A 26005-nucleotide genomic window follows, 5' to 3' on the forward strand; every position below is an offset into this window, starting at 1 on the left:
TAGCGGCATCAATGGTCGCCTCCACGGCTGGGATGGCAAGGAAGAGCGCATTATTCTCCGTCTCGATCTGCGCGGCGAGCTGAGCGGTGGCGGCATCCCCGCCTAGCGCTGCCGTGGTGCCGGTGACAAGTGTATTGATCAGCTTTGCTCTGGCCTCCCGCTCGGCAGGCGTAAGGTTAGCAGCTTCTTTCCCCTCCATACTGTCCAGCAGCTTATTGACCACCACCCCGGCGCTCGCCGCCAAAGCAGCCGTGCCACAATCGCCGCCTGCCGCCGCGCCCCCACAAGCCAGGATCGCATGCAACGCCGTATGCCCGGCGCTGCCTTCGCCGCCGCCTAGGCTTGTCGCACTGGCCTTGTATTCGGCCTTGTTCTGGATATCGGAGACCGTCATGGTTTCCGTCGTCAGGTGGTTCCTGTCGTCCTGAATCGCCTGCTCAGTGGAAGCAATGACGGCCCCCTGCTGGATTGCGTGGAAGTGCTGCTGCTCTTTGAAGTACCAATACTGAGCGACAGATTCACTCCGCCTGCCTGATTGGCGGCATCGGTGACGCTGCTATCTGTCGGTGCAGCGTTCAATGCCTGCATCGTGCCATCGTAAGGAATTCGGGGTCAGGTCTTGCATTAGCACATGGCGGCAGCTTGCATGCATTATTGCAAGACCTGACCCTGAGCTGCGTAGGGTGCACTCGCTTGCAGTGCGCCGTATGTTAAGAGTATAAAATACGGTGTACTTGCCTTACGGCGAGTACGCCCTACGCGAGCTAGTATCCCCTTTGGGGGATGTCCATCAAACTTGGGCAAGATCAGACGGATCCTTTTGATTATTCCATCGGCTCATATGGATAGAAACCTAGCTTTTCATACTCATGAATTATGCAATCAATATTCTTCTTAGATTCCTTTTTCTCTTTTTCAGAGAGATATGTGAGCTTGCTGTTGTGAGTAATAAACTTTTCAAGACCGAAGGTTATATCTTGATTTTTTCCTGAGGAATCTTTTTTTAATAAATCTATTTCTGGAGATGCACCCAAATCAATTAAATTTTTTACCATTTCGCAGCTGCGACTCATAACTGCAATTTCTAAGGCATTATTTCTTTGAGCTCCGATTTTATTATCAATAGAGAATCCGTAATTCTTTGCTTGCAGGACAATCTTATGAAAATCTTGATAGGATAACTTCCCATCAATAAAATAAAACACATCTACAAGAAGTACATCTTTAATCGTATTTTTGAACAGAATTAATACATTTTCCTTTATCATTTTTGATAGTTTTTTAGGGATAAAATAGCCTCCTTCTGTTGAATGCTTTGCTATTTTTTCTCCTATGCTTACTTCTGTAGGTGGATATGATTTATTGTAATTCCATGGTTGATAGAAAATAACTATCCAGAATAGATAAGTCATTAGTACTAACCATATTATGTTTCTAATCTTTTTTTTCATAAACTTAATTCTTAATATTGATTACAGTATACGAATCACCATTAAGTCGATTCACATATTCACTTCGCATATTGAGAGTTAATACATTCTGTATGGCAAGGTATATTTTGCTTTCCCCGTCAACAGAGTATGTTTTATTTGTGGCTGAGAATGTTATGCTTTTAAGAATATCAAGCCCTGTGGACACCGGATTCTTGGTTGCGGCCTCACCAATTCCTTGAACAATTGCCAAGGAGTAACTAGATTTTAAAGATTGAAGTACCAGAAATTGAGCAAATGCTTTGTCTTCATCTGTAATCGTTGTGGGAAGCTGGTCATTGGGAAAGAATTTAGCAAAAACCTGTTTAGTTTGCTCTTCATCTAGTACTACTTCTTTAGCGGTAACATCCATAACTCCATTCTTAATCGACATATCAGCAAATTTTTTCATATCATTGAGTTTCTTATATCCCTCTTTAATTTCTTTATAGTTATCCAATCCTTTTTCTATTAAATTCAACAACCCATTATTCTCCGTCTCAATAGAGGCCGCCGCATTTGCAATAACCGCGTCTCCGCCAGCTGCCACCGTGATGCCAGTGACTAGCGAAGTCACCAGGTTCCGCCTAGCTTCCCTTTCTTCCGCTGTCAGGTTAGCACTATCTTTACCTTCTATTCCATCCATCAGCTTGTTGATGACCACACCGGCACTGGATGCCAGTGTCGCCGTACCGCAATCACCTCCTGATGCGGCAGCACCACCGCAAGCCAAGACAGCATGCAGCGCTGTATGCGCGGCACTCCCTTCACCACCGATCTGGTCGGCGATCTGCTTGATCTGTTGCGCACCAAGACTCTGGAGGTAATTCACGGTAGCGGCCTGGATGAATTCACCGCTGCTGCCAGTCACATTGCCGCTGGCTGCTGCCGTCAGTGCCGTAATGATAGTGCGGCCAGTGCCTCCCATTGCCCAAGTCTGATTGTCTATGACGATTTGGCTTAACTGATTCAACCTGTTCTGGTCCGGTTGATCTTTAGCAAGCTCCGCCTTGATCTCTTTCTCTGCCTGATCGCTTTCCCTAGCCCGATTGGCGAGGAAGGTACTAGATTCATTACTGAATGCCCTGACGATCTCGAACCCTGCATTGATCTCCGCGCGTTTTTCATCATCAAAGATGGGTGTGATGGTATTGGCAGTGCTGTTGCCTTGGCTATCGACCGCATGGCCGTTTTCATCCACGTGTACATCGCGGTTGAGTGTTGCGACTGTGGCGGCGGCATCCTTGCCTGTGAGCGCCTGTTGCTGATCACTATCCGTCACCGTCAAGGCTCCCTGACTGATCGCGCTCACCGTAGTGGAATCCTCCTTGCCGCTGGCTTGCATCGCGACCGGGGCCGTGGCAGACATGCCGCCCAAGTTTGGCAATGTCGTGCCCGGCACACGGTCTCCGCCCGAACTGGCCTCGCCTTGCTGCTTCTTGCCCACACTGCCGTAGCCGCCGCCTAGGCTTGTCGCACTGGCCTTGTATTCGGCCTTGTTCTGGATATTGGATACGGTGAGTGTTTCGGTAGCTCGTATTGCTCTTGTAGAGATGTACCGTAAGCGGGAGCGTCTACGCGGGCTAATGTCCACAGGATTGCCAGAAACATCTGAATGAACATCCGCTTGTTAATAAAAAAAGTATGAAAATGATGAAAAAAGGTATAACTTTATTCAGTTTCATAACAAAAATTTCCTATTTAATATTTTTTAAGGAAAAGATCGCATTCCAAATTTCTGGCGGCAATAGTGTGCTTAATGCAAATGGTGTGGCTAGAGGAACATTTGTTATGTTTGTTATTTCTCCGATTTTTCCTATTAATGTGCCATTTAAATTTTTCCCGTTTCCTAGTTCATCATACCAAATGAAGCTATTTAATGTGTCATGGGTTCCTGCGTATGATTCAGCTAATTTGTCCCAAAATGATCCAGGAATATAATCAAATTTCAACCCTAATAATTCCATTTGACCTTGTGAAAACTGATGTCCGCCTAGGGGGCTTCTTGTTTCTGAATAGATTTCGAGTGACTCTAGATCTTTTAATGGAATATTTAGTTTTACTTTTCCATTGTCATCTTCTACAAATCCACTATTTGTTGAGGAGTCAGGAGTACATCGCCCTTCGTCACATAAATAAGATAGTACAGTCCGTCCACCTGCAATTTTATAATTATCCCCATTTACCCCAACACTATTACCTGAAATATTATTGATACAATTACCTTGAGCATCACAAAGTCCCTTGAATTTCTTTGAGTCCTCGATCATTTTCTGCCGCATCACATCAGCCGCCCAGGAAAGAGACTCCTTGGTGATCGCCGTAGTGGCTCCTGTCGTGCCGCCACCGATAGCTGCTACGATGATGTTGGCAGCCCGAAGATAGTCGCCATTGCCGTTCCAGTTTTCATAATCGGATTTTGCCTGTGGGTCATTCAGTGTAGTTTGGGATTTTTCCGCAGTCATACCGGAAGCTTCCAGAGAGGCTAGCCGTGTGCGTTCATATTCCGAGAGTTCCTGACCGTTAGTTTGCCGACTCTTGAGCAGGTCATAGTCCTTGGCATCCTGATAGGGTTGGGTCTTGCTGGCGGCGAATGTGGCCAGCGCTTTGGGCGCCTCCTGGTTGAAGGCTTTTGTAATCTCTACCTGGGCTTGAATTTCCCTGGTGACTTTATCGGCATCGAAGATCGGTGCAATGGTTGCCGCCGTACTGTTCCCCTGACTATCCACGGCATTGCCGTTTTCATCCACATGCACATTGCGGTTGAGAAGGGCGACTGTGGTGATAGCATCCTTGCCGGTGAGGTCTTGCTGGGCGTCGTTATCTGTCACGTTGACGATACCCTGACTAATGGCACTGGTAGTGACGCTCTTGGCTTTATCGCTATCTTCTCCATAACCTGCACCAGAGAGTTGCGGTAATCCAGCTTGCAATCCACCGCCAACGGTGGCCGACGAAGCCTTGGCTTCATACTCCGCTTTGTTCTGAATGTTCGATACCGTGAGCGTTTCAGTCGTCAGGCTGTTTTTGCCATCTTGAATCGCCTGATCGGTCGAGGCCATCACTGCCCCTGTCAACGAGGTATTACCCGCCACACTGACCTGGAACCCCTCGTCCCCGGCAAAGATACCAGCCTGCTCATTCACAGAAGCATAGTCAGACTGTATCTTGGTGCTGGAACTGCTGATAGAACCGCCGTAAACCCCTGCGCCAATTGGTATGCTCACGCTGATGCCCATGCTCTTCTGTTTGCTGTCGTAGGTGCTGGTATCCTGCAAGCTCTGGATATTGAGATCGCCCTGGCCTGAGGTGCCCACATCGGCGACTACCTGATTGCCCTTGACCTGTGCGCCTATAAGGTTGGTATCGGTACCGCTCTCTAGCGTGACCTGGTTGCCAGCCTCAATGACGCTCTCCGTCCACGTGACATCCGTGCCGTTGGCCTTGCCTTTACCCTGTGATGCGCTGGCGGTGACGGCAAGCCCGTTGGAACCGATGCTGATGCCGACACTGGCGCTGCTGTTTTTATTCTTGCTGTTCAGCGTCTCCGTATTCCGCGCAGCGATCAAATTCACCTTGTCATCCGCCTTGAGATTCACATCCCCATCCGCCTTGATCGAGCTGCCGATGACGTTGATATCCGATTGCTCCCCAGCCCCTATAGCCGTGATGTTGACATCCCCGCCCGCCATCACGGTGCTGCCCTGGGCCGTGCTGCTGGATTGCGTGGAAGTGCTGCTGCTCTTTGAAGTACCAATACTGAGCGACAGATTCACTCCGCCTGCCTGATTGGCGGCATTGGCGACACTACTATCTGTCGGTGCAGTGTTCAATGCCTGCATCGTGCCGTCGTAAGCATTCTTCGCCGCTAGCGCAGTCGTGCCTGCCGCTAATGCCTGGAAGCAAAATCAATCGAGTCTGACCCCTTTGATTTTCGGCGAGTATGTCCTACGCGAGATGATATCGCCAGTGATTCATTTTTAATCTATTATTTTGGATAAATTTGATCGTATGCATCCATCAGTGTAAGCAAGAAAAATTCTACCCGGCCATCGTCCTTTTGCCACATTGGTCTTGTAGATTGCTATTCTTGAATTTTTGGTGCAAATAGAATATTTACTATTCTTAACAAAATTTACATTCCCTTTATTTTCAGATTCTGAAACAGTATTTTTATCAATAAAAACTAATTGGTTTTCACTCAAATTTAAATCCGGATTTATCAGGCCAAATCTATCACTTTCAAAGGAATAAGTCTCTGTGTGCACTAGATTTCCATTCAGGAAAAATAGCATCTGTGGCATTTCTAGCTCACCCATAATATCTGAAAATTTGCTAGTTTCAGAATGATAGTAAGGGGGGAATACATACACATAGTCCCAATTAAAATTTGCAATATCTTTAAAATTAACCTCCTCAACTTCATGATGTATTTGTCCTATATAATGAAGCCATATGGCTTTGGTATTTACAGGGCCACTTGGCGATACAATCCAATATATTGGCTTAAGTATAATCAACACCATCAGAGCCAAGATAATATAAAAAAATTTCATTTTAAAGATGACCTAATTTTCTGAAGTTTTCCACCTGCTCCTGTTTCATCTAGCCCATTAAGCTTTTTTAAAGCAGCATTATATGTAGATTCATTTAACTTCACTTTTTCCACTTTATATGTATTGTCTGGCTGCAATATAGCCTGATAAAAACCATCAGTCTTTTGCTTATAAAGAATTATTTTTGCCAATTCAGAATTTGAAACTCCAGGATTGCTAAGAGCAATATTCCGCCCAATAATATTATTCATTTGATCAACGGTTGAATCTGCATCATTTAAATTAATGAATGATTTATCTATGTTTCTATCCCATGAAGTATCATGGGCGTTTCCAACCTCGATTGCAATATTTTCACCAAAACTTTCAGTTATTAATGCCTGCCAAATTACATGCCGAAAGGCATTTGAGGTGCTCCCTTCGTCACCATATCCAAGTAAGTTAATTTGAAAAGTAGAAGCTATAGTTGTTATGTTAGGGTCTTTAACTGTTTTAGGATCTTTATATGACCCTATCGCAGCGGCAATTTTAGGGTGTTTTATACTAAATTGCGCTTCCTCAAATAGCCCATTATTCTCCGTCTCCACCTGTGCTGCAATTTGCGCGTGGTGGCATCACCACCCAAAAGTGCCGTGGTGCCGGTGACGATGGTGTTGATAAGTTTAGCGCGGGCTTCCCGTTCCTCTGGAGTGAGGCTGTCGGCATCCTTGCCTTCCATGCTGTCAAAGAGCTTGTTGAGCACGACGCCTGTGCTTGAAGCGAGCGCCGCCGTGCCGCAATCCCCACCAGTGGCGGCGGCACCGCCGCAGGCAAGGAGGGCGTGCAAGGCAGTATGTTCCGGGCTGCCTTCTCCCCCAAGACTATCAGCCAGCGCCTTGATCTGTTGTGCTCCCAGAGATTGAAATGAATCAAAGGGGTCAGACTCGATTGATCATCAGGATTAGGTGAAAGACTGGCAATGTATGCCTCTGCATGAGAGATAGAATATTGAGGACATATGCATCGTACAATCAATCGAGTCTGACCCCTTTGATTATTGCCGGTCGCCACGGGAAGTCACGTGATAGAGCGCCCCGGAAAATTCGAGTCTTAGCGGCCTAGTCATGCGGGGAAATCTAGCAGAAATGTTGGAATGTTAGAACTGACCCCACAGTTTCTATTGAAGTGTCCGTTTAAACCGGATTAGCTCAGTCTGTCCCCTATTATTCGTACGCGAGCTATTTGTTATGCAGGCCGAAATAGTTTTTTAATTTCATCTGGAATCATAGGAGATTTTTTGCCGAGTGATTTTTTCTTTAACCATATTTCACTGTGAAATGGTTCTGCATTAAAACCTTCTTTTTCATATAAGGATATTACAACTTTTTTGAGTAATTCGATATTTTCATATGGCTTGAAAATATAATCATCTCTTGAAGGAGGCCCTTCCTTTTCTTCATCTTGTGGAGGGGTAAATTTACCTATTTCAAAATCTCCTGAAGAGATCAGGTAATTAATCAATATAAAAGCATCTTGCAAACATTGAACATCAGTTTTGTTCAGGCAGTCCTCGTCCTCAGTACCTCCAAAGTTGACAGCTCCAAAAAGAAAAGATAAGGAAGTGATGTCAAACTCACCTTCTTCATATAAGTCGTCAATGTAATCTTGGGCATAGTTTTCTGTCATCATTTGATTGGCTCGATATGAATTTTAAATTTCTTTCCTTGGGCAGGATTTATATCAATAGTTTTCCCTCCCGTCGTGGAGTCTACTCTAAGCTGTATTCTAGACCCATCAGGCAGTGTTCTGGCCTCAATTATTTTAGGATCACTTGTCTTGATTATTTCGCCTTCTTGACGAATGTTATTCCACATTCTCATCAGATCAGCTTCTGATTTCACATTGTATGCCTGATTAGACCTGCCAAATTTCTCCGCATTTTCATTCACATACTGCCGCACGCTCTTAGCATCTGTAAATGAAGAGTTGTTGGCCTGATGGTCATCATCTGGCCCATTGGGAGGCAAACTGGCCACATCACCGCTTGTGGAAGGTACAGATGGAGAAGTTGATGGAGAGCCGCTGTTCTGGCTATCGTCATTTGCCGTTTGAATACCTAGCGCTACCGCCACCGTTGCGACGGAGCTGATGCCAAGCTCGGCAGCTTTTTGACGACAAGCCGGATTCGTGGCGCAATAGCGGACAGCAGCGGCAGAACCAGCGATAGCGGCATCAATGGTCGCCTCCACGGCTGGGATGGCAAGGAAGAGCGCATTATTCTCCGTCTCGATCTGCGCGGCGAGCTGAGCGGTGGCGGCATCCCCGCCTAGCGCTGCCGTGGTGCCGGTGACGAGTGTACTGATCAGCTTTGCTCTGGCCTCCCGCTCGGCAGGCGTAAGGTTAGCAGCTTCTTTCCCCTCCATACTGTCCAGCAGCTTATTGACCACCACCCCGGCGCTCGCCGCCAAAGCAGCCGTGCCACAATCGCCGCCTGCCGCCGCGCCCCCACAAGCCAGGATCGCATGCAACGCCGTATGCCCGGCGCTGCCTTCGCCGCCCAGGCTGTCGGCAAGGGCCTTGACCTCCTGCGCCGCCAGCGATTGCACACTGATAATTGCCGCCTGTTGCACCAACTCCCCGGCGCTGCCCGTCACATTGCCGCTGAAGGCACCGGAGATCGCCGTGAGCGCGATGCGACCGCTACCGCCCATCTCCCACACCTGATTATCCTGCAACACCTTCGCCGCCTGCTCGATCACCGCCAGATTGCGTTCTCCCTCCGGCTTCTTCAGCTCCGCTTCCAGCGTCTTTTGCGCTTCAGTGCTTTCCCTAGCCCGATTGGCGAGGAAGGTACTAGATTCATTACTGAATGCCCTGACGATCTCGAACCCTGCATTGATCTCCGCGCGTTTTTCATCATCAAAGATGGGTGTGATGGTATTGGCAGTGCTGTTGCCTTGGCTATCGACCGCATGGCCGTTTTCATCCACGTGTACATCGCGGTTGAGTGTTGCGACTGTGGCGGCGGCATCCTTGCCTGTGAGCGCCTGTTGCTGATCACTATCCGTCACCGTCAAGGCTCCCTGACTGATCGCGCTCACCGTAGTGGAATCCTCCTTGCCGCTGGCTTGCATCGCGACCGGGGCCGTGGCAGACATGCCGCCCAAGTTTGGCAATGTCGTGCCCGGCACACGGTCTCCGCCCGAACTGGCCTCGCCTTGCTGATTCTTGCCCACACTGCCGTAGCCGCCGCCTAGGCTTGTCGCACTGGCCTTGTATTCGGCCTTGTTCTGGATATTGGATACGGTGAGTGTTTCCGTGGAGAGGCTGTTCCTATTCTCCGCAATCGCGGTTTCCGTGGAAGCAATCACCGCCCCCTTGAGATCGGTATTGCCGTTGACATTGACCTGGAAGCCGCCATCGCCTGCATAGATGCCCGCCTGCTCGTTGACCGAGGCATAGTCGCTCTTCGTCTTGCTATCGCTGAAATTGGCACTGGCGCTCCACCTGCCATAACCGACAGAAACGCTGCCGCCGATACTCTGCTGCTTATCCTTGTAAGTGCTCGTATCCTGCAAACTCTGGATGTTGAGGTCGCCATCGCCGGACGTGCCTACATCGGCTACCACCTGATCGCCCCGCACTTGTGCGCCAATGATATTGGTATCCGTGCCGCTTTCCAGATGGACCTTGTTGCCCGCCTCAATGACACTCTCCGTCCAGGTCACATCTGCGCCGTTGGCCTTGCCCTTGCTGCCGCTGGCCCCGACTGTGAACAACAAACCATCCGAACCGATGCTCACCCCGACACTGGCGCTACTGCCCTTATTCTTGCTGTTCAGCGTCTCCGTATTCCGCGCAGCGATCAAATTCACCTCGTCATCCGCCTTGAGGCTCACATCCCCATCCGCCTTGATCGAGCTGCCGATGACGTTGATATCCGACTGTTCGCCAGCCCCCGTAGCCGTGATGACGATATTGCCACCCGCCATCACCGTGCTGCCTTGTGCCGTGCTGCTGGTTTGCGTTGAGGTGCTGCTGCTCTTTGAAGTACCAATACTGAGCGACAGATTCACTCCGCCTGCCTGATTGGCGGCATTGGCGACACTACTATCTGTCGGTGCAGCATTCAATGCCTGTTGTGTGGAATCAAAGGCATTCTTCGCCGCTAGCGCAGTCGTGCCTGCCGCCAATGCCTGCATGCGGCCATCGGAAGTATTGCCTGCCGCCTGCTTCATCTGCTCTGCGGTCTGGATGGCCGAAATGACCGGGCTGGTGATCGCCAGCGTCAGTCCGCTTTGCTTGAACTTGGTCTCGGTGATCTGGGTGGAGGCGTTGCTGCCTGCGGTGATGTTGACCTGCTGGGCGCTGATCTCGATATCGCCTTGTGGCGCGAGCACATCGCTGGCGGTTTGCGTGTAGGTGTTGCCTGCCTGGATAGCGACGTCGCCTTCGACGCTGCCCACGGTGCTGCCGCTCTGCGTGACCGTCGTGCCGGTCTGCTTCTGGCTCAGTTTGCTGGTGCCGTAGCCGATACTGGAACCGCTGGCGGAGAAGCCGGATTTCTTTTCTTTCTTGGTATGGGTTTCGTCCAGGGTGTTTTCGACCGAGGCGATGGTGATGTCGCCAGAAGCCTGCAACTGGGTGCCGCTGGTGGAGACGACGTTGCTGCCTTCTACCGTGAGGTTGCCTGTGCCTGCCGCCCCTGCCTGCAACACGATGTTTTCTGCGCTCAAGGTGCTGCCGGTGCGTGTGGTCTGATTGACGGTATCGCGGTATTCCTTCTTGCGGCTGGTGGTTTTCACCTTGCGGTAGGCATCGCTGGCGAAGGTGTTGGTGCCTGCGGTGATCGAGATATCACCCCCGGCGGTGGCGGTGAGGTCGCCAGCTTCGCTGGCAATACTGCTGGCCGTCACGCTGAGATTGTTGCCAGCCTGGATGGTGATGTCGCCGCTGGTGGCGATGCTGCTGCCGATTTCAGTGGAAGATTGTTCCTTGCGCCACGATTTGCGGCCTGTGGCATAACTGTCGACGCTGGTTTCGACGGTGCCGACATTAAGGTTGTTGCCCGCCTGCAGCAAGGTCTGGCCGTTGGCCCCGCCGTTCTGGACGGCAGCGGCCATGAGGTTGAGATCGTTGCCGGCACTGGCGACGAGGATGGCATCTGGGTTGCTGACGTAAAGGCCCGCCACCCGGTCGATCACCCGGCTTTGCACGCGGTTGGCCGTACCTGCGACGCGCACGTCCAGATCCGCAGTGCTGCTTTGCACGGTGAGGTTGTTGCCGGCCTGGGCGATGAGGCTGTCCTTGCCTGCCACGCTGCCGCCCTCGATGTTGATGTCGTTGTTGGCAGTCAGGGCGACGTCTGTGCCTGCAATCAGGCCGCGGATGTTATTGATGTTGTCTGCGGAAATATTGACGACGTCACGTCCGGCGATGATGCCGCTGGTATTGAGATCGCCGCTGCCGACTTGAAGGTTGACAGTACTGCCTGCGAGCACTGCGCCGCTGGGTGAGATGTCGTCTTCCTGGAGGCGTACATATACCTGCGGTACTAAGGCCTTGGTGACAGTGCCGTCCGGTAAGGTCACTTCCTGTTCCACAAGCCAGACAATGTCGCTAGTGAGCTGGGCGACTTGTTCTGCGGTGAGCGCGATGCCGGGGATGAGCTGCAGGGCATTCGCTTCTGTCAAACCGTTGCTCATCAATGCCTGGTATTGCGCTTCGTCATCGGCATAGCCTTCCAGGAAACGCTTGCCGGTCAGTTCGGCTATTTGTTCCCGTACCAGGCGTTGTTCGTAGAAGCCGTCGCCCAGGCGCTTTTGCGTGATAGCGGGGTCGAAGGCGAGTTGCTGCACCATATAGTCGGAGCTTAGCCAGGCGCGGTAGCTGGCGAACTGCGGGGCGGTTTCGATCAGGTAGCTGGCGGTGGCGTCTGGGGACGGCTGAAACAGGCTGCTGGATGGGATGTTGACCGTTTCCGCTGCGCTTGAGGGCGGGGTGGCCGAGGAGGCAAGCGGGGCGGTGTTTTCCCGGATGGAGAGATTGTCCACGCGGCTGGTGAAGGTGCCGGTCAGGGTGCCGCCTGCGCTGATGATGGCGGGAATGGTGTCGATGAGGACGCTGGCGCTGCTGGATGTGACCCAGGTGCCGTGGTCACGATCTCCCCAATGGATGAGGTTGCGGCTAACGGTAGTGTCGGTCTGGTGGAACAGTTCCGCGCCTTGATTGGCGAGGCTGTTCCCAGTGATGTCCATGTCTCCGCCTGCCTGGATGTTGCTGTACAGGTTGATGATGGCGCCCACGTTGAAAGCGGCATCGCCGCCAGCCGTGATGGATGCGAGCGGCGAGTTGCTGGTGATCTGGTCTTCGTATTCCGTGATGTAGGTACGGAAATGGTTGACGTAGTCGCAATCGTGATCCACGCATTCCGTGCGGTAGTTGGATGAGCTGCCGACTTGAACCCGCTGGTAGCCGAATGTCCTGCGCTGATTGGCGAGGGTCTCTGCCTGGATGGACATATTGCCCAATGCTTCTATCGTGGCGCTGGTATTGGTGATGCCGCCTGCCGTACCCTGGGCCTGCCGTCCGGTGTCCAACGTGCTTCCGATGGCGATGTCTCCGCCGCTGAATATCAGGCTGCCGTCTTGGTTGATGAGCGCGCCGGTGGCGATATCGAGGCGTTCGCGGGCGGCAATGACTGCCGCCGTAGTTTGTCCATCCATGGTTTCGCTGCTATTGCTGACCGTATTCGCGTCAAGCGATAAATGGTCGCCGAAGATAGCGCCGGTACCGATGTTTTCGATTGCGGCGGAGGAAATGTGCGTTGAACCGCCATCAATCGTGCCCCGATTCAGCAGGGAGCCAGCGGCGCTCAGGGTTGTATTTTCTCCTGTTATTTCAGCGCCTGTGTTGTTGTGGAGGTCTGTGATTTGCAGGAGCAGGCTGCCTCCTGCGGCGATGCGGCTGTCATTGGTGAGGTTGCCGTTAGTGCTCAGCGTGATGCTGCCGTTGGCTTCGAGCAGGCCATCCGTGGTTTGGTGGTAGTCCTGCGTCAGGTTGAGGCTGGCATTCCCTCCTGCGCGTAGTATGCCGTCCCCGCCAAGGGAGGCGGCGTTGATGGAAAGGCCGGCGCCAGCAGTGATGCTGCTGTTGGTATTGCTGATGGCGTGCGCGTTCAGGGCGATGTCCGTGGCGGCGGTGATGTTTCCGGCATTGGTGATGTGTCCGTCAGCAGTCACGACGACTTCGCCCACACTGGCCCCGATATGCCCGGCGTTGCGTACGCCCAGCCCGGCTTCGGTGCCGATGAGGTGGATTTTGCCGGCGTACATGCCGCCCAGGGCTGCCACGTCCACGGCAAAGGCAGGGGCCGGGCTTGCCGGGGCGGTCTGGGAAACCGCCGTCTGCTTGCCGTTGCTGTCGATATCGACCTGGTTGGCTCCGGTGGTGATATTGAGTTCGTTGGCCCATATGCCGGCATTCACTTCCACCGCCCGCGCGATGATGTCCGTATAGTTGGCCTGGGAGGCATCCATGCCTTGGCCTAAGAAGCTGATGCCGCCGCCGCCCACGCGGTAGCCCAGCAGGTTGCCGCCGTTGAGGATGGGGGTGCCGGTGGTGAGGGTGGCGCGGTTGGCGTTGATGAAGCCGCAGCCGTTGCAGCTGATGCCGGCCGGGTTGGCAATGACGAGCTGGGCACGGCTGCCTGCGATCTCGATGAAGCCGTTCAATAAGCTGGGGTTGCTGCTGTTGACTTCGTTGAGGATGACGCGGGCGGTGCCGCCTGCGAGCAGGGGGTTGCCCTGCACCCAGCCACCAAGCTGGGTCTGCACATTGGCGTTGCTGTTGTTGAGGATGGCTCCCTGGGCATTGACGTCAAACTGGCTGTAGGTGTTGCGCGACACCCCGGCGGCGCTGGGCGTCTGGATGTTGACCAGCGGCAGGCCGTTGGCGGTGTTGCCGATAATAGGCTGCTGGCCGGCCGGCGCCGACGGGTCGGCGATGATGTCGGCTTGGGCTGGATTGATGATGGCTAGGGCGGAACCCAGCATGAGCATGAGGGAAAGCCGCAACGGCGTGATGTTTGCCAGCACTTGCCTGGCGATGGGCGAGGCATTGGGGGATGGGCTGGCCGCGGCGTTGTGGACGGCGATGTTCTCAGCCACGGCCATCATGAGGCCTCGGGCACGGTTGAATACCAGGCGGTAACGGTGTTTGTTCATCTTGATTCCCCTTTAACGTGCTTGCGGCTAGAACGACCAGTTGAGGTTGAATCCGGCTGCCGTCTTTGCGGTCTCGAATCCATCCGGTTTTTTGACGGGCTGCCCCAGGAACAGGTCGTAGCTGAACCCCTTGTAGCCTCCGCGCATGCCGATGACAGCGCCAGCCAGTTGTTTTCCGATAAGCGTGTCGCTGGATTGACCGCCTACCTCGCCATAGTCGAGCCCGAGATAAAGCGCCTGCCCGCTTTGCCCGAGCATGGCGCTGAGGTCGTTGCGGATGAACCAGCCACGGTCCGCGCTCAGGGTCAACTGCCCGTCGAAGCCGCGCACGGTGTAGCGGTTGCCGATGGCGAAGCGGTCCTGCGGCGTGAGCGGGGTGAGGTTGGATTGCGCGCGGATGTTGGCGGCGTAGCGCAGGGCTTGTGTTCCCCATGGCGCCTGGATGGAAAGCGGGGCCATGAAGCTGATATCGGCGGTGATGATTTCCATGCGCGAAGTGCCTTCGCCGAACGCTTCTTCAGGCGCTTTCAATGCCTGTTGCGCGCCGGTGCCGCGGCGGTAGGCGAGGCTGTAATCCAATATGGATTGGCCGAGATACCAGCTCTGGCTGACGCCCAGCGACCATCCGGCAGTGCGTCGCCGCTGCACTTCCACCTCGGTGTCGTCCACGTAGTTGAATGATTTGCGGAAGAAGCTCCCCAGGGAAAGCTGCGTCTTGTTAATGGCGGAGCGGTAGACCATGCGGCTTAGCCTGAATTCGGCATTCTGGGTGCGGCCGCTGTAGAGGTAGGATTGGTTGAGGCCGGCGACTTCCTGGTGATAGGTGTAGCTCGAGCCGGTGGCGCTGAACAGCCAATCACCATAAGGGATGGAGTAATGCAGGGTCTTGCCGCGCGAGCCGCGGCTGCCTTTGTCGCCGCCGCCCAGGTCCTGGTTGAGGTTGATGTAGAACAAGTCGCTCAGGCCCAGCAGGTTGTCGCCGGAGAGCGTGACGCCGCCCTGGTATTTGCCCGTGCTGTCGAAGCCGCCATCATCCGCGCTGAAGGTGAGGCGGAAGGGCAATGCCTGGCGGTAGCGGATCACCAGGTCGCTCTCGCCGGGTTGCGCATTGCCATCGGCGGGTTCGATCTGGATATCGGCGTCGGAGGTGGGAGAGCGCTTGAGGTTTTCCAGGCCTTGCTCGATGGCGCGCAGGTTGAGGATGTCGCCAGGAGCGACCGGCAATGCGTTGCCGTAGCGGATGCGCTGGCTGGAATCCGGGGTGAAGCGGATTTGCCGCACCTTGCCGGGGATCACGGCGAGGCGGAGGTGGCCATTGCCCAAGGCCTGCGGGCCGGCGAGGATGCGTGTCGTGACGTAGCCCTCGGCCACGATGGTGTTCTGCACATGCGACATCGCGGTGTTGATGCCTTGCGCGCCCAGGCAGCGGCCGATGGCGATGTGGTCTTTATCTCCATGCAAGACATCCTGCAATGCAAACTGGAAGAGATCGGCATGTTCGCCTTCAAGGCTGATCTGCCTGATGGTGAAGCAGGGGGATTCCTCGGTTGGATAGGCAAGCGGGGCTGGCGGCTGCGAGCCAGGCTGGCGCATGTCCGGCGCTGTTTCCTGTTGCTGCCGCAGGACGCGCAGGCGCTCCTGCTGCAATAGCTGTTCCTGCGCGGAGGTGTCGATCGGTTCGATTGCCGCAATGGACGGACATGCGTAAAGCAAGGCCAATAGGGCCCATAATCCATGACGAGATGGCAGCAAGCGTGATTCCCCTATAACAATATGCAATCAATATTTTTATTGCTAAGGGGCAAGGCCGGCATTGGCAGATGATTAGACAGCCTTTGCGCAACGGGCCAGGCAGGAAGCTTGGCGGGCGAGGTGCTCAATATGGCGGTTCCGCTGTCATAGTAGACAAAGTGCTGCTACCTTAGACCGGTGACTTTGCGTCCTTGATTTTTCAACCAAGGTTGCCCTTAACATTTTTGACTATTCTGATGCTGTCGATGAATGAATGTCAATCTGGTATGGGTGTGAGTTTATCTCTTTGTTTTGTAGGCGGATTGCTGGCGATTTTGTCGTCTTTTGTCTGTAGTGCAAGTGGATCGCCAGGCTGGATGCCGGGATGGGCGATATTATCCAAAAGACTTTGCATGAGTTTGTCTATAATGACTCCATCAAATTGTCGGTATCTCGCATGCTCGTGTTGAAAACATTCTCGTTATTCGTCGTGACCGCGTTGGCGGAGATCCTGGGCTGCTACCTGCCTTACCTCTGGCTCAAGAAAGGCGGCTCCGCCTGGCTGCTATTGCCAGCCGCCATCAGTCTTGCGGTGTTCGCCTGGCTGTTGAGCTTGCATCCGACTGCAGCAGGGCGTGTGTATGCGGCTTACGGCGGGGTGTATATATTCGTGGCGCTCGGCTGGTTGTGGCTGGTGGACGGCATCAGGCCCAGCACCTGGGACGTCGTCGGGGTGGGGGTGGCCTTGATCGGCATGGCGATCATCATGTTTGCCCCGCGTTAGCCTCTTTAAACTCATGCTCTTTCAGGAGTAAAGTTAACAGCGGTTGGAAACTCTCTCCTGGCGGTGTTGTTCTGACTGCCGTAGCTGTGTGCCGCGTGCGTCAGCATGTCTAGCCAGGGTTTGTTTTATTGCAGTGTGGATTAGCCGAATCTCAATGCAGGTTGGCGTGTCGGGAGGTCTTTGTGGGCAGACCATATGGCGTGGCCGGATTTTGTATTGCGCTGAGCTTGCTGGCGCATGCATTGCCAGCCATGGCGTTGATGAACGGCGATCCTGTCGGCCGGGCACCTGCCGTGCAGTTGGTGTTCGAGCACCGCGAATGGCATGAATACCGCCAGGAATGGCGCGTGAGCCATAGCGAGTGTAGCGCCGTGGTGGTGGGCAGGACGCCGATGACTCTGTTGACCGCAGCGCACTGCCTGCGCGAGGTGAGCCTGGATGAGCGCGACGGCTTGCCTTTATTGTCCATCGCGCGCGCGCCCGATCCTTTATTGGCTATGGCCCGGCTCAAGCAGGCCATATTCCCCGAGTTCGACAAGGTGCGCGGCAACCTGATCGACGACCTGGCGGTCCTGGTGTTCGCATCGAGTTGCCCGATGAAATCGATATTGCGCCAGTGCTGCTTGATGAGCCGGCGCATACCCTATTATTGTGCGGCTATGGCTATGGCTATGGCGCGGCAGACGCCCTGCCGGTGAGCCTGCGTTGTGCAAGCAAGCATGTGCATCGCGCAACGGAGGGCTTTGAGGCTTTTGTGCCTGCTGCCTATGCCAGCCTGGATACGTTGTTCTATGCGCGCTACCAGGTGCAGTTCGAGAGCAAGGCCAGCGCGGTCTCGACGCTGGAAACGCTGCTGGCTGTGAATCGCCTGAATGAACAGGGGGATTACGACCCGGCATTGCCCATGCCGACCATGGGCGACTCAGGCGGCCCCTGGCTGGAGGAGCTGGCCGGCGGACATTACGGCGTGGCGGGCATCACGAGTTTCGTGGAGAGTTTTTACGGCAGTTCGCCGCAGTTGCCATTTTTCCGCAAGAGCAGCGCGCCGATGGCGGATTTCGTCTATGCGGCTTATGGCATCCGGCTGGATTCGATGCGCGCCAGGAAGCTGTTCAACGCCGCGCGCATCAAGGGCGCCGATATCCGTGTTTACCGGCGTGGCTGGCAGAATGCCGATATGCCGCCCGCAGCAGAGGCTGTTACGCGGCAGTAGCTGCCGATTCTGGCGCGGGTTTGCGCACTAACCGGCTTTGCGGCAGCACGGCGGTGAACGTGCTGCCCTTGCCGGCTTCGGATTCAATTTCCAGGCGCCCCTGGTGGCGGGTGAGGATATGCTTGACGATGGACAGCCCGAGGCCGGTGCCGCCCGTCTCGCGCGAGCGGCTGCGATCCACGCGGTAGAAGCGTTCGGTGAGGCGGTCGATGTGCTGCTGCTCGATGCCGATGCCGGTGTCCTGCACGCTGAACAGGACATCCTTGCCGCGCAGGAACAGCCGCAGGTTGATCTTGCCGCCGGCCGGGGTGTAGCGCACGGCATTGCTGACTAGGTTGCCCAGGGCGCTGTGCAGTTCTTCGGTCGCGCCCTTGATGAACAGGCCGGGCTCCACCGGTTCGAGGGTGATCTCGTGCTTGCCTTGGCTGAGGCTGATGCCCTCGTGCAGCAGCATGTTGAGCAGGGTGCCCAGGTCGATCTCGCTTTCTTGCGGGGCCTCCGGGCTATTTTCCAGCTGCGAGAGCGTGAGCAGGTCCTCGATCAGGCGACGCATGCGGCCGGTCTGTTCCTGCATCATGCCGAAATAGGCGCGCGTGCTTTCCGGCACCGCCCCTTCCATGTCGGTCAACGTTTCCAGGAAGCCGCCTACCACGGTCAATGGCGTGCGCAGCTCGTGCGAGACATTGGCGATGAAGTCGCGGCGCATGGTTTCCAGCTTTTCCATCTGGCTGATATCGCGCGAAATCAGGAGCTTCTGGTTGCTGCCGAACGGCACGAGCTGGATTTCCAGCGTGGCGCCGGTCGTGCGCCAGGACTTGAGCTTGATCGGCTCGGAGTAGTTCTGTTCTTGCAGGTACTGGATGAAATCAATCGGCCGGACCAGGTAGGTGATGGGTTGCCCCGCATCCTGGCGCATGGACAATCCAAGCTGGCTTTCCGCCGTCGGGTTGCACCATTCGATCTGGTCATTACCGTTGAGCAGGACTACGCCGTCGGGCAGGGCGCTGGCCGCATGGCGGAAGCGGTCGAGGGCCGAGCTGATTTGCGCCTGGCTGCGATTGCTCCGGCGCTTTTCGTAGTAGATGGCGGAAAACACGTCTTCCCAGATGCCGCTGCCCACGGGCATGGTATTCAGCTCCGGCTTCTTGAACCATTGCAGCAACTGGTGCAGCCAATAAAGGTGGCTGACCAGGTACAGCAGCACGATGGCGCTGAATGCCAATAGCGCCGTCATGGCGTCTGTGGCCGCCCAGACGACCAGGCAGGCGAATATGGTGGCTAATCCCAGCCACAAGGCTTTCCAGCGGATATCTTGCACGAAATGCTTCTTGTCTTAAGACAGTCGTTATTATGAGCTACTGTGCAGAGAAACGATAGCCAACGCCGCGCACTGTCTGGATAAATTCTTCATGACCGGACTCGGAAAGGGCGCGGCGCAGGCGGCGGATATGCACGTCCACCGTCCTGTCTTCCACGAACACGCGATCTCCCCATACGCGGTCCAGCACCTGGGTGCGCGAATGCACGCGCTCCGGGTTGGACATCAAGTAATGCAGCAGGCGGAACTCGGTCGGCCCCAGCTCCAATGTCTTGCCATTGCCGGAAACGCGGTGCGTCATCGGGTCCAGGCGCAGGCCGCCGACCTCGAGCGGGTCATCGGTCATTTGCGGCGCGCGGCGGCGCAGCACGGCCTTGATCCGCGCATTGAGCTCTCGCGGGCTGAAAGGCTTGGTGACATAGTCATCCGCCCCGACTTCCAGGCCGCGCACCTTGTCGGCCTCCTCGCCCCGTGCGGTCAGCATAATGATGGGAATCGCCTTGGTCAGCTCGTCGCCCTTCAGCTTGCGTGCGAATTCGATACCGCTCATGCCAGGCAGCATCCAGTCGAGCAGGATCAGGTCAGGCAATGTTTCGCGGATCAGCATCTGCGCCTGTTCCACGCTCAATGCCCGGACCGGGTTGTGGCCTGCTTGCGTTAGGTTGAGCGCAAGCAATTCCTGGATTGCTGGTTCGTCTTCTACTACCAGAATATTCGCTGGCATGTCGTGTTTCCTCACTTGTTGAATGACGAGCAATATATGACGCTAATATGACAGATTGATGAACATGGTTAAAGCTGTTCAGGTATTGCGGTTTTATTCGACTTGTATGATGATTTGTAACAAAATGTTTCTTCTTGTTGCTTTTAAAATTAATTCTAAATTCGAATAAAACCGAGGGGTGGGCATGGCAGGCTTTTTTTCCAAGGAACGTATTACGGCAGGGCCGAGTTACAACCGCTGGCTGGTGCCGCCCGCCGCGCTGGCTGTGCATTTGTCGATTGGCATGGCCTATGGTTTCAGCGTGTTCTGGTTGCCGCTGTCCAAGGCATTGGGGATTTCCGAGCCGCTGGCGTGCGGGGAGGAAGTCAGTTTCTGGATGCGGGCGATCACGACCACCTGCGACTGGAAAATCAGCGACCTGGGGTGGATGTATACCCTGTTTTTTGTCTTCCTGGGTTCGTCGGCGGCGGTGTTCGGGCATTGGCTGGAGCATGCCGGGCCGCGCAAGGCAGGCGCCGTTGCCGCCGTGTGCTGGGGCGGCGGCCTGCTGATTTCCGCGATCGGGGTGTATACGCACCAGCTCTGGATGATGTGGCTGGGCTCGGGCGTGATCGGCGGCATCGGCCTCGGGCTGGGGTATATCTCCCCGGTCTCGACCTTGATCAAGTGGTTCCCGGACCGGCGCGGCATGGCGACCGGCATGGCGATCATGGGGTTCGGCGGCGGCGCCATGATAGGCGCGCCACTCGCCAATACGCTCATGAATTATTTCGCCACCGAGACTTCCGTCGGCGTATGGGAAACCTTCGCCACCATGGGCGTGCTGTACTTTATCGCCATGATGATAGGCTCGCTGGGCTACCGGGTGCCAGCGCATGATTGGAAGCCCGAGGGCTGGACGCCTCCAGCGAGCAATGGCAAGGCCATGATTACGCCGCACCATGTGCATGTGAACCAGGCGCACAAGACGCCGCAGTTCTGGCTGCTGTGGTGGGTGCTGTGCCTCAACGTCAGCGCCGGGATCGGCGTGATCGGCATGGCATCGCCGATGTTGCAGGAGGTGTTTGGCGGAAGGCTGATCGATGTGCCGCTGAAGCTGTCGGAACTAAGCGGAGACCAGAAATTGCAAGTGGCAGCCATCGGTGCCGGTTTTGCCGGGCTGCTTTCCTTCTTCAATATCCTGGGGCGTATCGGCTGGGCATCCTGCTCGGATTTCCTTGGCCGCAAGCTGACCTATGTGATCTTTTTCGCCTTGGGCTTCGTGCTCTACGTGCTGTCGCCCTGGGCGGGTGGCATAGGCAGCGTGGCACTGTTTGCAGGCTTGTTCTGCATAATCCTCACTATGTATGGCGGCGGCTTCTCCACGATTCCGGCTTACCTGGCCGACATTTTCGGCACCCAGCACGTGGGCGCGATTCACGGCAGGTTGTTGACCGCCTGGGCGACCGCCGGGGTGCTGGGGCCTGTAATCGTGAACTACTTGCGCGACTACCAGCTCGACCAGGGCGTTCCGGCCGACCATGCCTACAATATGATCATGTACGTGCTGGCGGGCCTGCTGCTGGTCGGCCTGATATGCAACCTGCTGGTGCGCCCGGTGGCGGAGAAACATTACATGACCCCGGCCGAGCTGGAGGCGGAAAAGAAGGTCTCGCATGAGCGGGCACAGAAGATGACGCAGGCAGCCGCACACAAGAGCAATACTGTATTGACCGTGGCAGTATGGGTCGCGGTCGGCATCCCGATCACATACGGCATCTGGAACACTTTGCAGAAAGCGGTTATCTTGTTCCATTGATCTTGCCATTGGAAATTGTTGTGACTGATCTCTGTCGTTGCGGGTGGGCCAAGGGGGCGCTGGATGTCGTTTATCATGATAGGGAGTGGGGCGTGCCCGTGCACGATGACAGGCGGCTGTTCGAGTTCCTGGTGCTCGAAGGCGCGCAGGCCGGGTTGAGCTGGAGTACAGTGCTGAAGAAGCGGGAACATTACCGCAAGGTGTTCGACCAGTTCGATATCGCCAAAATCGCGGCCTACGATGCGGACAAGGTGGAGGCCTTGCTCACGGACCCGGGCATCATCCGCAACCGGCTCAAGGTAAATGCCGCCATCGGCAACGCCCGCGCAGCATTGGAGGTGCAGGCGAAATACGGCAGCCTGGACGCCTTCCTCTGGCAGTTCGTGCAGGGCGAGCCGCAGGTCAACCATCGGCTTGGCCTGGCGGATGTGCCTGCCAGGACCGAGATATCCGACCAGATGTCCAAGACTTTGCTGAAGCACGGCTTCAAGTTTGTCGGCTCCACGATCTGCTACGCCTTCATGCAGGCAGTCGGCATGGTGAACGACCACGTCGTGGATTGTTTTCGCCATGCCGAACTGCTGTCCGGCTCTAAGTCTTCCCTGGCGTGTTAAAATAACGGGATTCGCCAGCGGATTGCCTGGCTCATTTCAATAGCGCAGTACGGCTGCGCCTAGTTCGGACGAAATCATGAAGAAAATCGCAGTAGATTTGAATGGCAAGGATTTGCGCATCGGCATCGTGCTGTCCCGTTTCAACAGCAACATCGGCGACGGCTTGCTCCAGGCTTGTGTCGAACAGCTGCACAAGCTGGGCGTGGCCGATGACGACATCACGCTCGCCACCGTGCCCGGCGCGCTGGAAACGCCAGCCATTCTGTTGCAGATGGCGGACAGCGAGCAGTTTGACGGCCTGATCGCGCTGGGCGCCATCATCCGTGGCGAGACCTACCATTTCGAGGTGGTTTCCAACGAATCCGCACGCGGTATTTCCGATGTGCAGCTGAGCACCGGCATTCCCGTCGCCAACGCCATCCTCACCACCGAGAACGACGAGCAGGCCGAAGCCCGCATGGCGATCAAGGGCGCCGAGGCTGCGGACGTCGTGGTTGAAATGATCAACCTGCTGAAGCAACTATGAGCGATCAAGACAAGAAGCCGCTAGAGGCGAAAAAGCCGGCCCCGAAGGCCGGGCGCAGCCGCCGCAAGTCGCGCGAGCTGGTGCTCAAGGGCGTCTACCTAGGGTTGATGAACCAGAAGGATGTCTCGGTCATTATCCGCGAGCTGGCCGACGACCCTGATTTCGACCGTGCGGATTACGAATATTTCCGCCAATTGCTCGAAGGCGTGGCGGAGAACATCGACGAGCTGGACGCGCGCCTGGTGGGCTCGCTGGATCGCCAGCTATCCGAGCTTAGCCCGATCGAGCATGCCATCCTCTGCATTGCGGCGTACGAATTGATCCATGACGTGACCATCCCTTACCGCGTCGCCATCAATGAGGGCGTGGAGCTTGCCAAGCTCTACGGCGGCACTGACGGCCACAAGTATGTCAACGGCGTGCTGGACAAGATCGCGGCGGAAGCCAGGCCCGATGAGTTCCAGCGAGGCAGGAAGTAGTTTCTCCCGTATTGATGCATGAATAGCCAGCCGTTGTGCTGGCTATTTTTTTATCCGCCGTCTTGCTGTGAATTATTCATTGAGGCGACGAGAGGCTTGTAATCTGGCGCAGGCTTTGTAAAGATTGTGCAGCATAATAACCATAAAAAAACAAAGCAGGCTTGCTGGCTCAGGGGATGAAGGATTCAAGGGCGGCAGCCTAGCTGAAAGGGAGCTTTATTCATGGCGAAATTGGTGCTTACGCTGGAAGGCGATTTTCTGGCTGAGTTTCCATTGGACAAGCAGCGCTTGACCATCGGGCGGCGGCCCAGCTGCGATATCAGGCTGGAAAACCTTGCCATCAGCGGCGAGCATGCCGCCGTGCTGGCAGAGGACGGCGTGTTCTATATCGAGGACAACCGCAGCACCAACGGCACCTTGGTGAATGGCCGTGCCATTACCCGGCACCAGCTGCAGGATGGCGACAGGATAGGCCTGGGGCGTCACCAGATCGAGTATCTTGAAGAAGACCTTGCCGCCGATCGCGGATTCGAGAAAACGGTGCTGGTCATGCCGGCCATCAGGGAAATGATGGCGGAGGCGGCGGAAAAGCAAGCCGCCGAGGAGCCTGTAGGCCAGCATGCCGATGGGCGGGCGGTGAATGGGGCGGCCGGATTGCAACCTGCCGGGCTCGCCAAGGTCAAAGTGTTGAACGGCGCCAGTCCCGGGCGGGAGCTGGTAATCAGGAAAACATTGACGACGCTGGGCAAGAGCGGGGTGCAGGTCGCCGTCATCACCAAGCGGACGCACGGCTACTTTCTTTCCCATGTCGAGGGCGACGGCCGCCCGGTCCTGAATGGCGCTGCGGTAGGGCTGCAGGCTCAACTATTGGCGGATGGCGATATTATCGAGCTGGCCGGGGTCAGGATGTTGTTCTCGCTGGCATAGTGTTTTGGTCGAACCGGACGGAGGGGGAATGACGGCACGCGGCGCATTGGTCAAGCAGCTGGAAGACCTGAACGCAATAGGCATTGCCCTGTCTGCCGAGCACGACCACCAGCGGCTGCTGGAAATGATCGTGATGAGCGCCAAGCGCCTGACCAATGCGGATGCGGGCACCCTTTACAGCGTGACGCAGGACAAGACGCTACGCTTCGAGATCATGCGGACCAGCTCGCTTGGCATCGCCATGGGCGGCACTACCGGCAATCCCATTCCCTTCCAGCCCCTGCCGCTTTACCTCGCCAACGGGCAGCCCAATCACCATATGGTGGCGGCGTATGCCGTGCTCAACGATTGCACCGTCAATATCGAGGACGCCTATTCCGCAGAGGGGTTCGACTTCTCCGGTACGCGGCAGTTCGATGCGACGACCGGCTACCGTTCGCGCTCCTTCCTTACCGTGCCCATGAAGAATCACGAGGGCGAGATCATCGGCGTCCTGCAATTGATCAACGCCAAGGAAGCCGCCGGGCAGATCGTGCCTTTTTCCGATTCCAGCCAGCAACTGGTGGAATCCCTGGCGTCGCAGGCCGCGGTTGCGCTGACCAACCGCCAGCTGATAGAGGGCTTGCGGAATTTGTTCGAGGCCTTCATCCGCCTGATTGCCGGGGCGATCGATGCCAAGTCGCCCTATACCGGCGGCCATTGCCGGCGCGTGCCCGAGCTGGCCATGATGCTGGCTGCCGCGGTGAACCGGGCGGCATCAGGGCCGCTCAAGGACTTTTACATGAACGGCAAGGAGCTGGACGAGTTGCGCATTGCTGCCTGGCTGCACGACTGCGGCAAGATCGCGACGCCCGAATCCTTGATGGACAAGCCGACCAAGCTGTCCACGATTTTTGACCGTATCGGCCTGCTCGAGCAACGGTTTGCCTTGATGAAAGAACAGGCGGAATGCCGCCTGCTGCGGCAACAGCTCGATGCGGTCCGCCAGGGGCGCGAGCAAGGGCTGGATGAGCTTGAGCGGCAACATGCCGACTGGATCAGGCAGCTTGACGACGACCTTGCATTTTTACAACGGGTGAATGTGGGTTCCGAATCGATGCCGGCTGAGGATCAGGAGCGGGTGAAGAAGATTGCTCAATACCAGTTGGAGGATGAGTCAGGCAAGACAGTGAATTTCCTTACCGAGGACGAGGTGTACAACCTGACCATCAGTTCCGGCACGCTGACACCGGAAGAGCGCCAGGTGGTGAACCAGCATATCGTCGTCACCATCGACATGCTGGAATCCCTGCCCTATCCCCCAGGGCTGCAGCGCGTTCCCGAATATGCCGGCGGCCACCATGAGCGCCTCGACGGCCATGGCTATCCGCGAGGCCTGACCAAGGAGCAGCTTTCCATCCCGGCGCGCTTGATGTGCATCGCCGATATCTTCGAGGCGCTGACTTCCGGCGACAGGCCGTACAAGAAGGCCAAGACCTTGTCTGAGGCATTGCATATATTGGGTGAAATGAAGCTGGACCAGCATATCGATCCCGATTTGTTCGATATCTTCATCCGGGAGAAGGTCTACTTGCACTATGCCAGGCGCTACCTGCAACCCGGGCAAATCGACGCAGTGGATGAGGCGGCGATACCGGGCTACGCCCCGTGATGGATCATCAC

At 55.6% G+C, this 26005-nt stretch carries 21 protein-coding genes and 1 riboswitch; of the genes, 9 read left to right on the plus strand and 12 right to left on the minus strand.

Features of this window, described 5'->3' with window-relative positions:
* From ACJSDX_RS12710 to ACJSDX_RS12755, 10 genes are all read right to left on the minus strand, one after another.
* Positions 1 to 394 (minus strand): hypothetical protein (locus ACJSDX_RS12710; protein WP_407995010.1); only part of this gene is annotated, 394 nt, incomplete at its 3' end.
* Between the two features lie 430 nt (positions 395 to 824).
* A complete protein-coding gene (locus ACJSDX_RS12715) occupies positions 825 to 1451 on the minus strand; it encodes a hypothetical protein (protein ID WP_407995011.1) in 627 nt (208 codons plus the stop codon).
* 4 nt (positions 1452 to 1455) lie between these two features.
* Positions 1456 to 2916, minus strand: a complete 1461-nt coding sequence (locus ACJSDX_RS12720) for a hypothetical protein (RefSeq protein ID WP_407995012.1) — start codon at positions 2914 to 2916, stop codon at positions 1456 to 1458.
* A gap of 250 nt (positions 2917 to 3166) precedes the next feature.
* Positions 3167 to 5311 (minus strand): hemagglutinin repeat-containing protein, encoded by a 2145-nt coding sequence (locus ACJSDX_RS12725; protein ID WP_407995013.1) that lies wholly within the window; start codon positions 5309 to 5311, stop codon positions 3167 to 3169.
* 138 nt (positions 5312 to 5449) lie between these two features.
* Complete coding sequence (locus ACJSDX_RS12730; protein WP_407995014.1) at positions 5450 to 6025, minus strand: hypothetical protein; 576 nt, start codon at positions 6023 to 6025, stop codon at positions 5450 to 5452.
* A complete protein-coding gene (locus ACJSDX_RS12735; protein WP_407995015.1) occupies positions 6022 to 6612 on the minus strand; it encodes a DUF6973 domain-containing protein in 591 nt (196 codons plus the stop codon). Before ACJSDX_RS12735 ends, ACJSDX_RS12730 begins: the two co-directional genes overlap by 4 nt.
* Entirely contained in the window at positions 6564 to 6851 is a 288-nt protein-coding gene (locus tag ACJSDX_RS12740) for a hypothetical protein (protein WP_407995016.1), read from the minus strand. The genes ACJSDX_RS12735 and ACJSDX_RS12740 overlap by 49 nt, the downstream gene beginning before the upstream one ends.
* Before the next feature lie 398 nt (positions 6852 to 7249).
* Complete coding sequence (locus tag ACJSDX_RS12745) at positions 7250 to 7693, minus strand: hypothetical protein (protein ID WP_407995017.1); 444 nt, start codon at positions 7691 to 7693, stop codon at positions 7250 to 7252.
* A complete protein-coding gene (locus ACJSDX_RS12750) occupies positions 7690 to 14229 on the minus strand; it encodes a two-partner secretion domain-containing protein (RefSeq protein WP_407995018.1) in 6540 nt (2179 codons plus the stop codon). Before ACJSDX_RS12750 ends, ACJSDX_RS12745 begins: the two co-directional genes overlap by 4 nt.
* 27 nt (positions 14230 to 14256) lie before the next feature.
* Positions 14257 to 15981 (minus strand): ShlB/FhaC/HecB family hemolysin secretion/activation protein, encoded by a 1725-nt coding sequence (locus ACJSDX_RS12755; protein WP_407995019.1) that lies wholly within the window; start codon positions 15979 to 15981, stop codon positions 14257 to 14259.
* 128 nt (positions 15982 to 16109) lie between these two features.
* Positions 16110 to 16205, minus strand: a riboswitch (cyclic di-GMP riboswitch).
* Between the two features lie 212 nt (positions 16206 to 16417).
* On the opposite strand from ACJSDX_RS12755, the gene ACJSDX_RS12760 reads away from it, so the two are divergent.
* From ACJSDX_RS12760 to ACJSDX_RS12770, 3 genes are all read left to right on the plus strand, one after another.
* Positions 16418 to 16744: a YnfA family protein gene (locus ACJSDX_RS12760; RefSeq protein WP_309564395.1), complete on the plus strand. Its 327-nt coding sequence runs from the start codon at positions 16418 to 16420 to the stop codon at positions 16742 to 16744.
* A 182-nt stretch (positions 16745 to 16926) separates the two neighbouring features.
* Positions 16927 to 17442, plus strand: a complete 516-nt coding sequence (locus tag ACJSDX_RS12765; RefSeq protein ID WP_407995020.1) for a hypothetical protein — start codon at positions 16927 to 16929, stop codon at positions 17440 to 17442.
* A gap of 23 nt (positions 17443 to 17465) precedes the next feature.
* Complete coding sequence (locus tag ACJSDX_RS12770; protein ID WP_407995021.1) at positions 17466 to 17957, plus strand: hypothetical protein; 492 nt, start codon at positions 17466 to 17468, stop codon at positions 17955 to 17957.
* Here ACJSDX_RS12770 and phoR read toward each other — a convergent pair.
* Both phoR and phoB read right to left on the minus strand, forming a co-directional pair.
* Entirely contained in the window at positions 17944 to 19275 is a 1332-nt protein-coding gene (phoR, locus tag ACJSDX_RS12775) for a phosphate regulon sensor histidine kinase PhoR (RefSeq protein WP_407995022.1), read from the minus strand. The two genes, ACJSDX_RS12770 and phoR, sit on opposite strands and share 14 nt — an antisense overlap.
* A gap of 37 nt (positions 19276 to 19312) precedes the next feature.
* Positions 19313 to 19999, minus strand: coding sequence for a phosphate regulon transcriptional regulator PhoB (gene phoB / locus ACJSDX_RS12780; RefSeq protein WP_309564398.1), 687 nt, complete (start codon positions 19997 to 19999; stop codon positions 19313 to 19315).
* Between the two features lie 184 nt (positions 20000 to 20183).
* Between phoB and ACJSDX_RS12785 the strand changes: the two genes are divergently transcribed.
* From ACJSDX_RS12785 to ACJSDX_RS12810, 6 genes are all read left to right on the plus strand, one after another.
* Entirely contained in the window at positions 20184 to 21797 is a 1614-nt protein-coding gene (locus tag ACJSDX_RS12785; protein WP_407995023.1) for an OFA family MFS transporter, read from the plus strand.
* Between the two features lie 20 nt (positions 21798 to 21817).
* Entirely contained in the window at positions 21818 to 22411 is a 594-nt protein-coding gene (locus ACJSDX_RS12790) for a DNA-3-methyladenine glycosylase I (RefSeq protein WP_407995024.1), read from the plus strand.
* A 76-nt stretch (positions 22412 to 22487) separates the two neighbouring features.
* Complete coding sequence (gene ribH / locus ACJSDX_RS12795; RefSeq protein WP_407995025.1) at positions 22488 to 22937, plus strand: 6,7-dimethyl-8-ribityllumazine synthase; 450 nt, start codon at positions 22488 to 22490, stop codon at positions 22935 to 22937.
* Complete coding sequence (nusB, locus tag ACJSDX_RS12800) at positions 22934 to 23416, plus strand: transcription antitermination factor NusB (protein ID WP_407995026.1); 483 nt, start codon at positions 22934 to 22936, stop codon at positions 23414 to 23416. Before ribH ends, nusB begins: the two co-directional genes overlap by 4 nt.
* Positions 23417 to 23638: 222 nt before the next feature.
* Complete coding sequence (locus ACJSDX_RS12805; protein ID WP_407995027.1) at positions 23639 to 24343, plus strand: FHA domain-containing protein; 705 nt, start codon at positions 23639 to 23641, stop codon at positions 24341 to 24343.
* A 28-nt stretch (positions 24344 to 24371) separates the two neighbouring features.
* Positions 24372 to 25994, plus strand: a complete 1623-nt coding sequence (locus tag ACJSDX_RS12810) for an HD domain-containing phosphohydrolase (RefSeq protein ID WP_407995028.1) — start codon at positions 24372 to 24374, stop codon at positions 25992 to 25994.
* The last annotated feature ends 11 nt before the right edge of the window (positions 25995 to 26005 follow it).

Source organism: Methylobacillus draconifructus, from assembly GCF_045984355.1.
In the GTDB taxonomy this organism is placed as follows: domain Bacteria; phylum Pseudomonadota; class Gammaproteobacteria; order Burkholderiales; family Methylophilaceae; genus Methylobacillus; species Methylobacillus flagellatus_A.

Coding starts and splice junctions, on each gene's coding strand:
- ACJSDX_RS12715 (WP_407995011.1), bottom strand. CDS start 1,451: ATGAAAAAAAAGATTAGAAACATAATATGGTTAGTACTAATGACTTAT.
- ACJSDX_RS12725 (WP_407995013.1), bottom strand. CDS start 5,311: ATGCAGGCATTGAACACTGCACCGACAGATAGTAGTGTCGCCAATGCC.
- ACJSDX_RS12730 (WP_407995014.1), bottom strand. CDS start 6,025: ATGAAATTTTTTTATATTATCTTGGCTCTGATGGTGTTGATTATACTT.
- ACJSDX_RS12745 (WP_407995017.1), bottom strand. CDS start 7,693: ATGATGACAGAAAACTATGCCCAAGATTACATTGACGACTTATATGAA.
- ACJSDX_RS12750 (WP_407995018.1), bottom strand. CDS start 14,229: ATGAACAAACACCGTTACCGCCTGGTATTCAACCGTGCCCGAGGCCTC.
- ACJSDX_RS12760 (WP_309564395.1), top strand. CDS start 16,418: ATGCTCGTGTTGAAAACATTCTCGTTATTCGTCGTGACCGCGTTGGCG.
- phoB (WP_309564398.1), bottom strand. CDS start 19,999: ATGCCAGCGAATATTCTGGTAGTAGAAGACGAACCAGCAATCCAGGAA.
- ACJSDX_RS12785 (WP_407995023.1), top strand. CDS start 20,184: ATGGCAGGCTTTTTTTCCAAGGAACGTATTACGGCAGGGCCGAGTTAC.
- ribH (WP_407995025.1), top strand. CDS start 22,488: ATGAAGAAAATCGCAGTAGATTTGAATGGCAAGGATTTGCGCATCGGC.
- nusB (WP_407995026.1), top strand. CDS start 22,934: ATGAGCGATCAAGACAAGAAGCCGCTAGAGGCGAAAAAGCCGGCCCCG.
- ACJSDX_RS12805 (WP_407995027.1), top strand. CDS start 23,639: ATGGCGAAATTGGTGCTTACGCTGGAAGGCGATTTTCTGGCTGAGTTT.
- ACJSDX_RS12810 (WP_407995028.1), top strand. CDS start 24,372: ATGACGGCACGCGGCGCATTGGTCAAGCAGCTGGAAGACCTGAACGCA.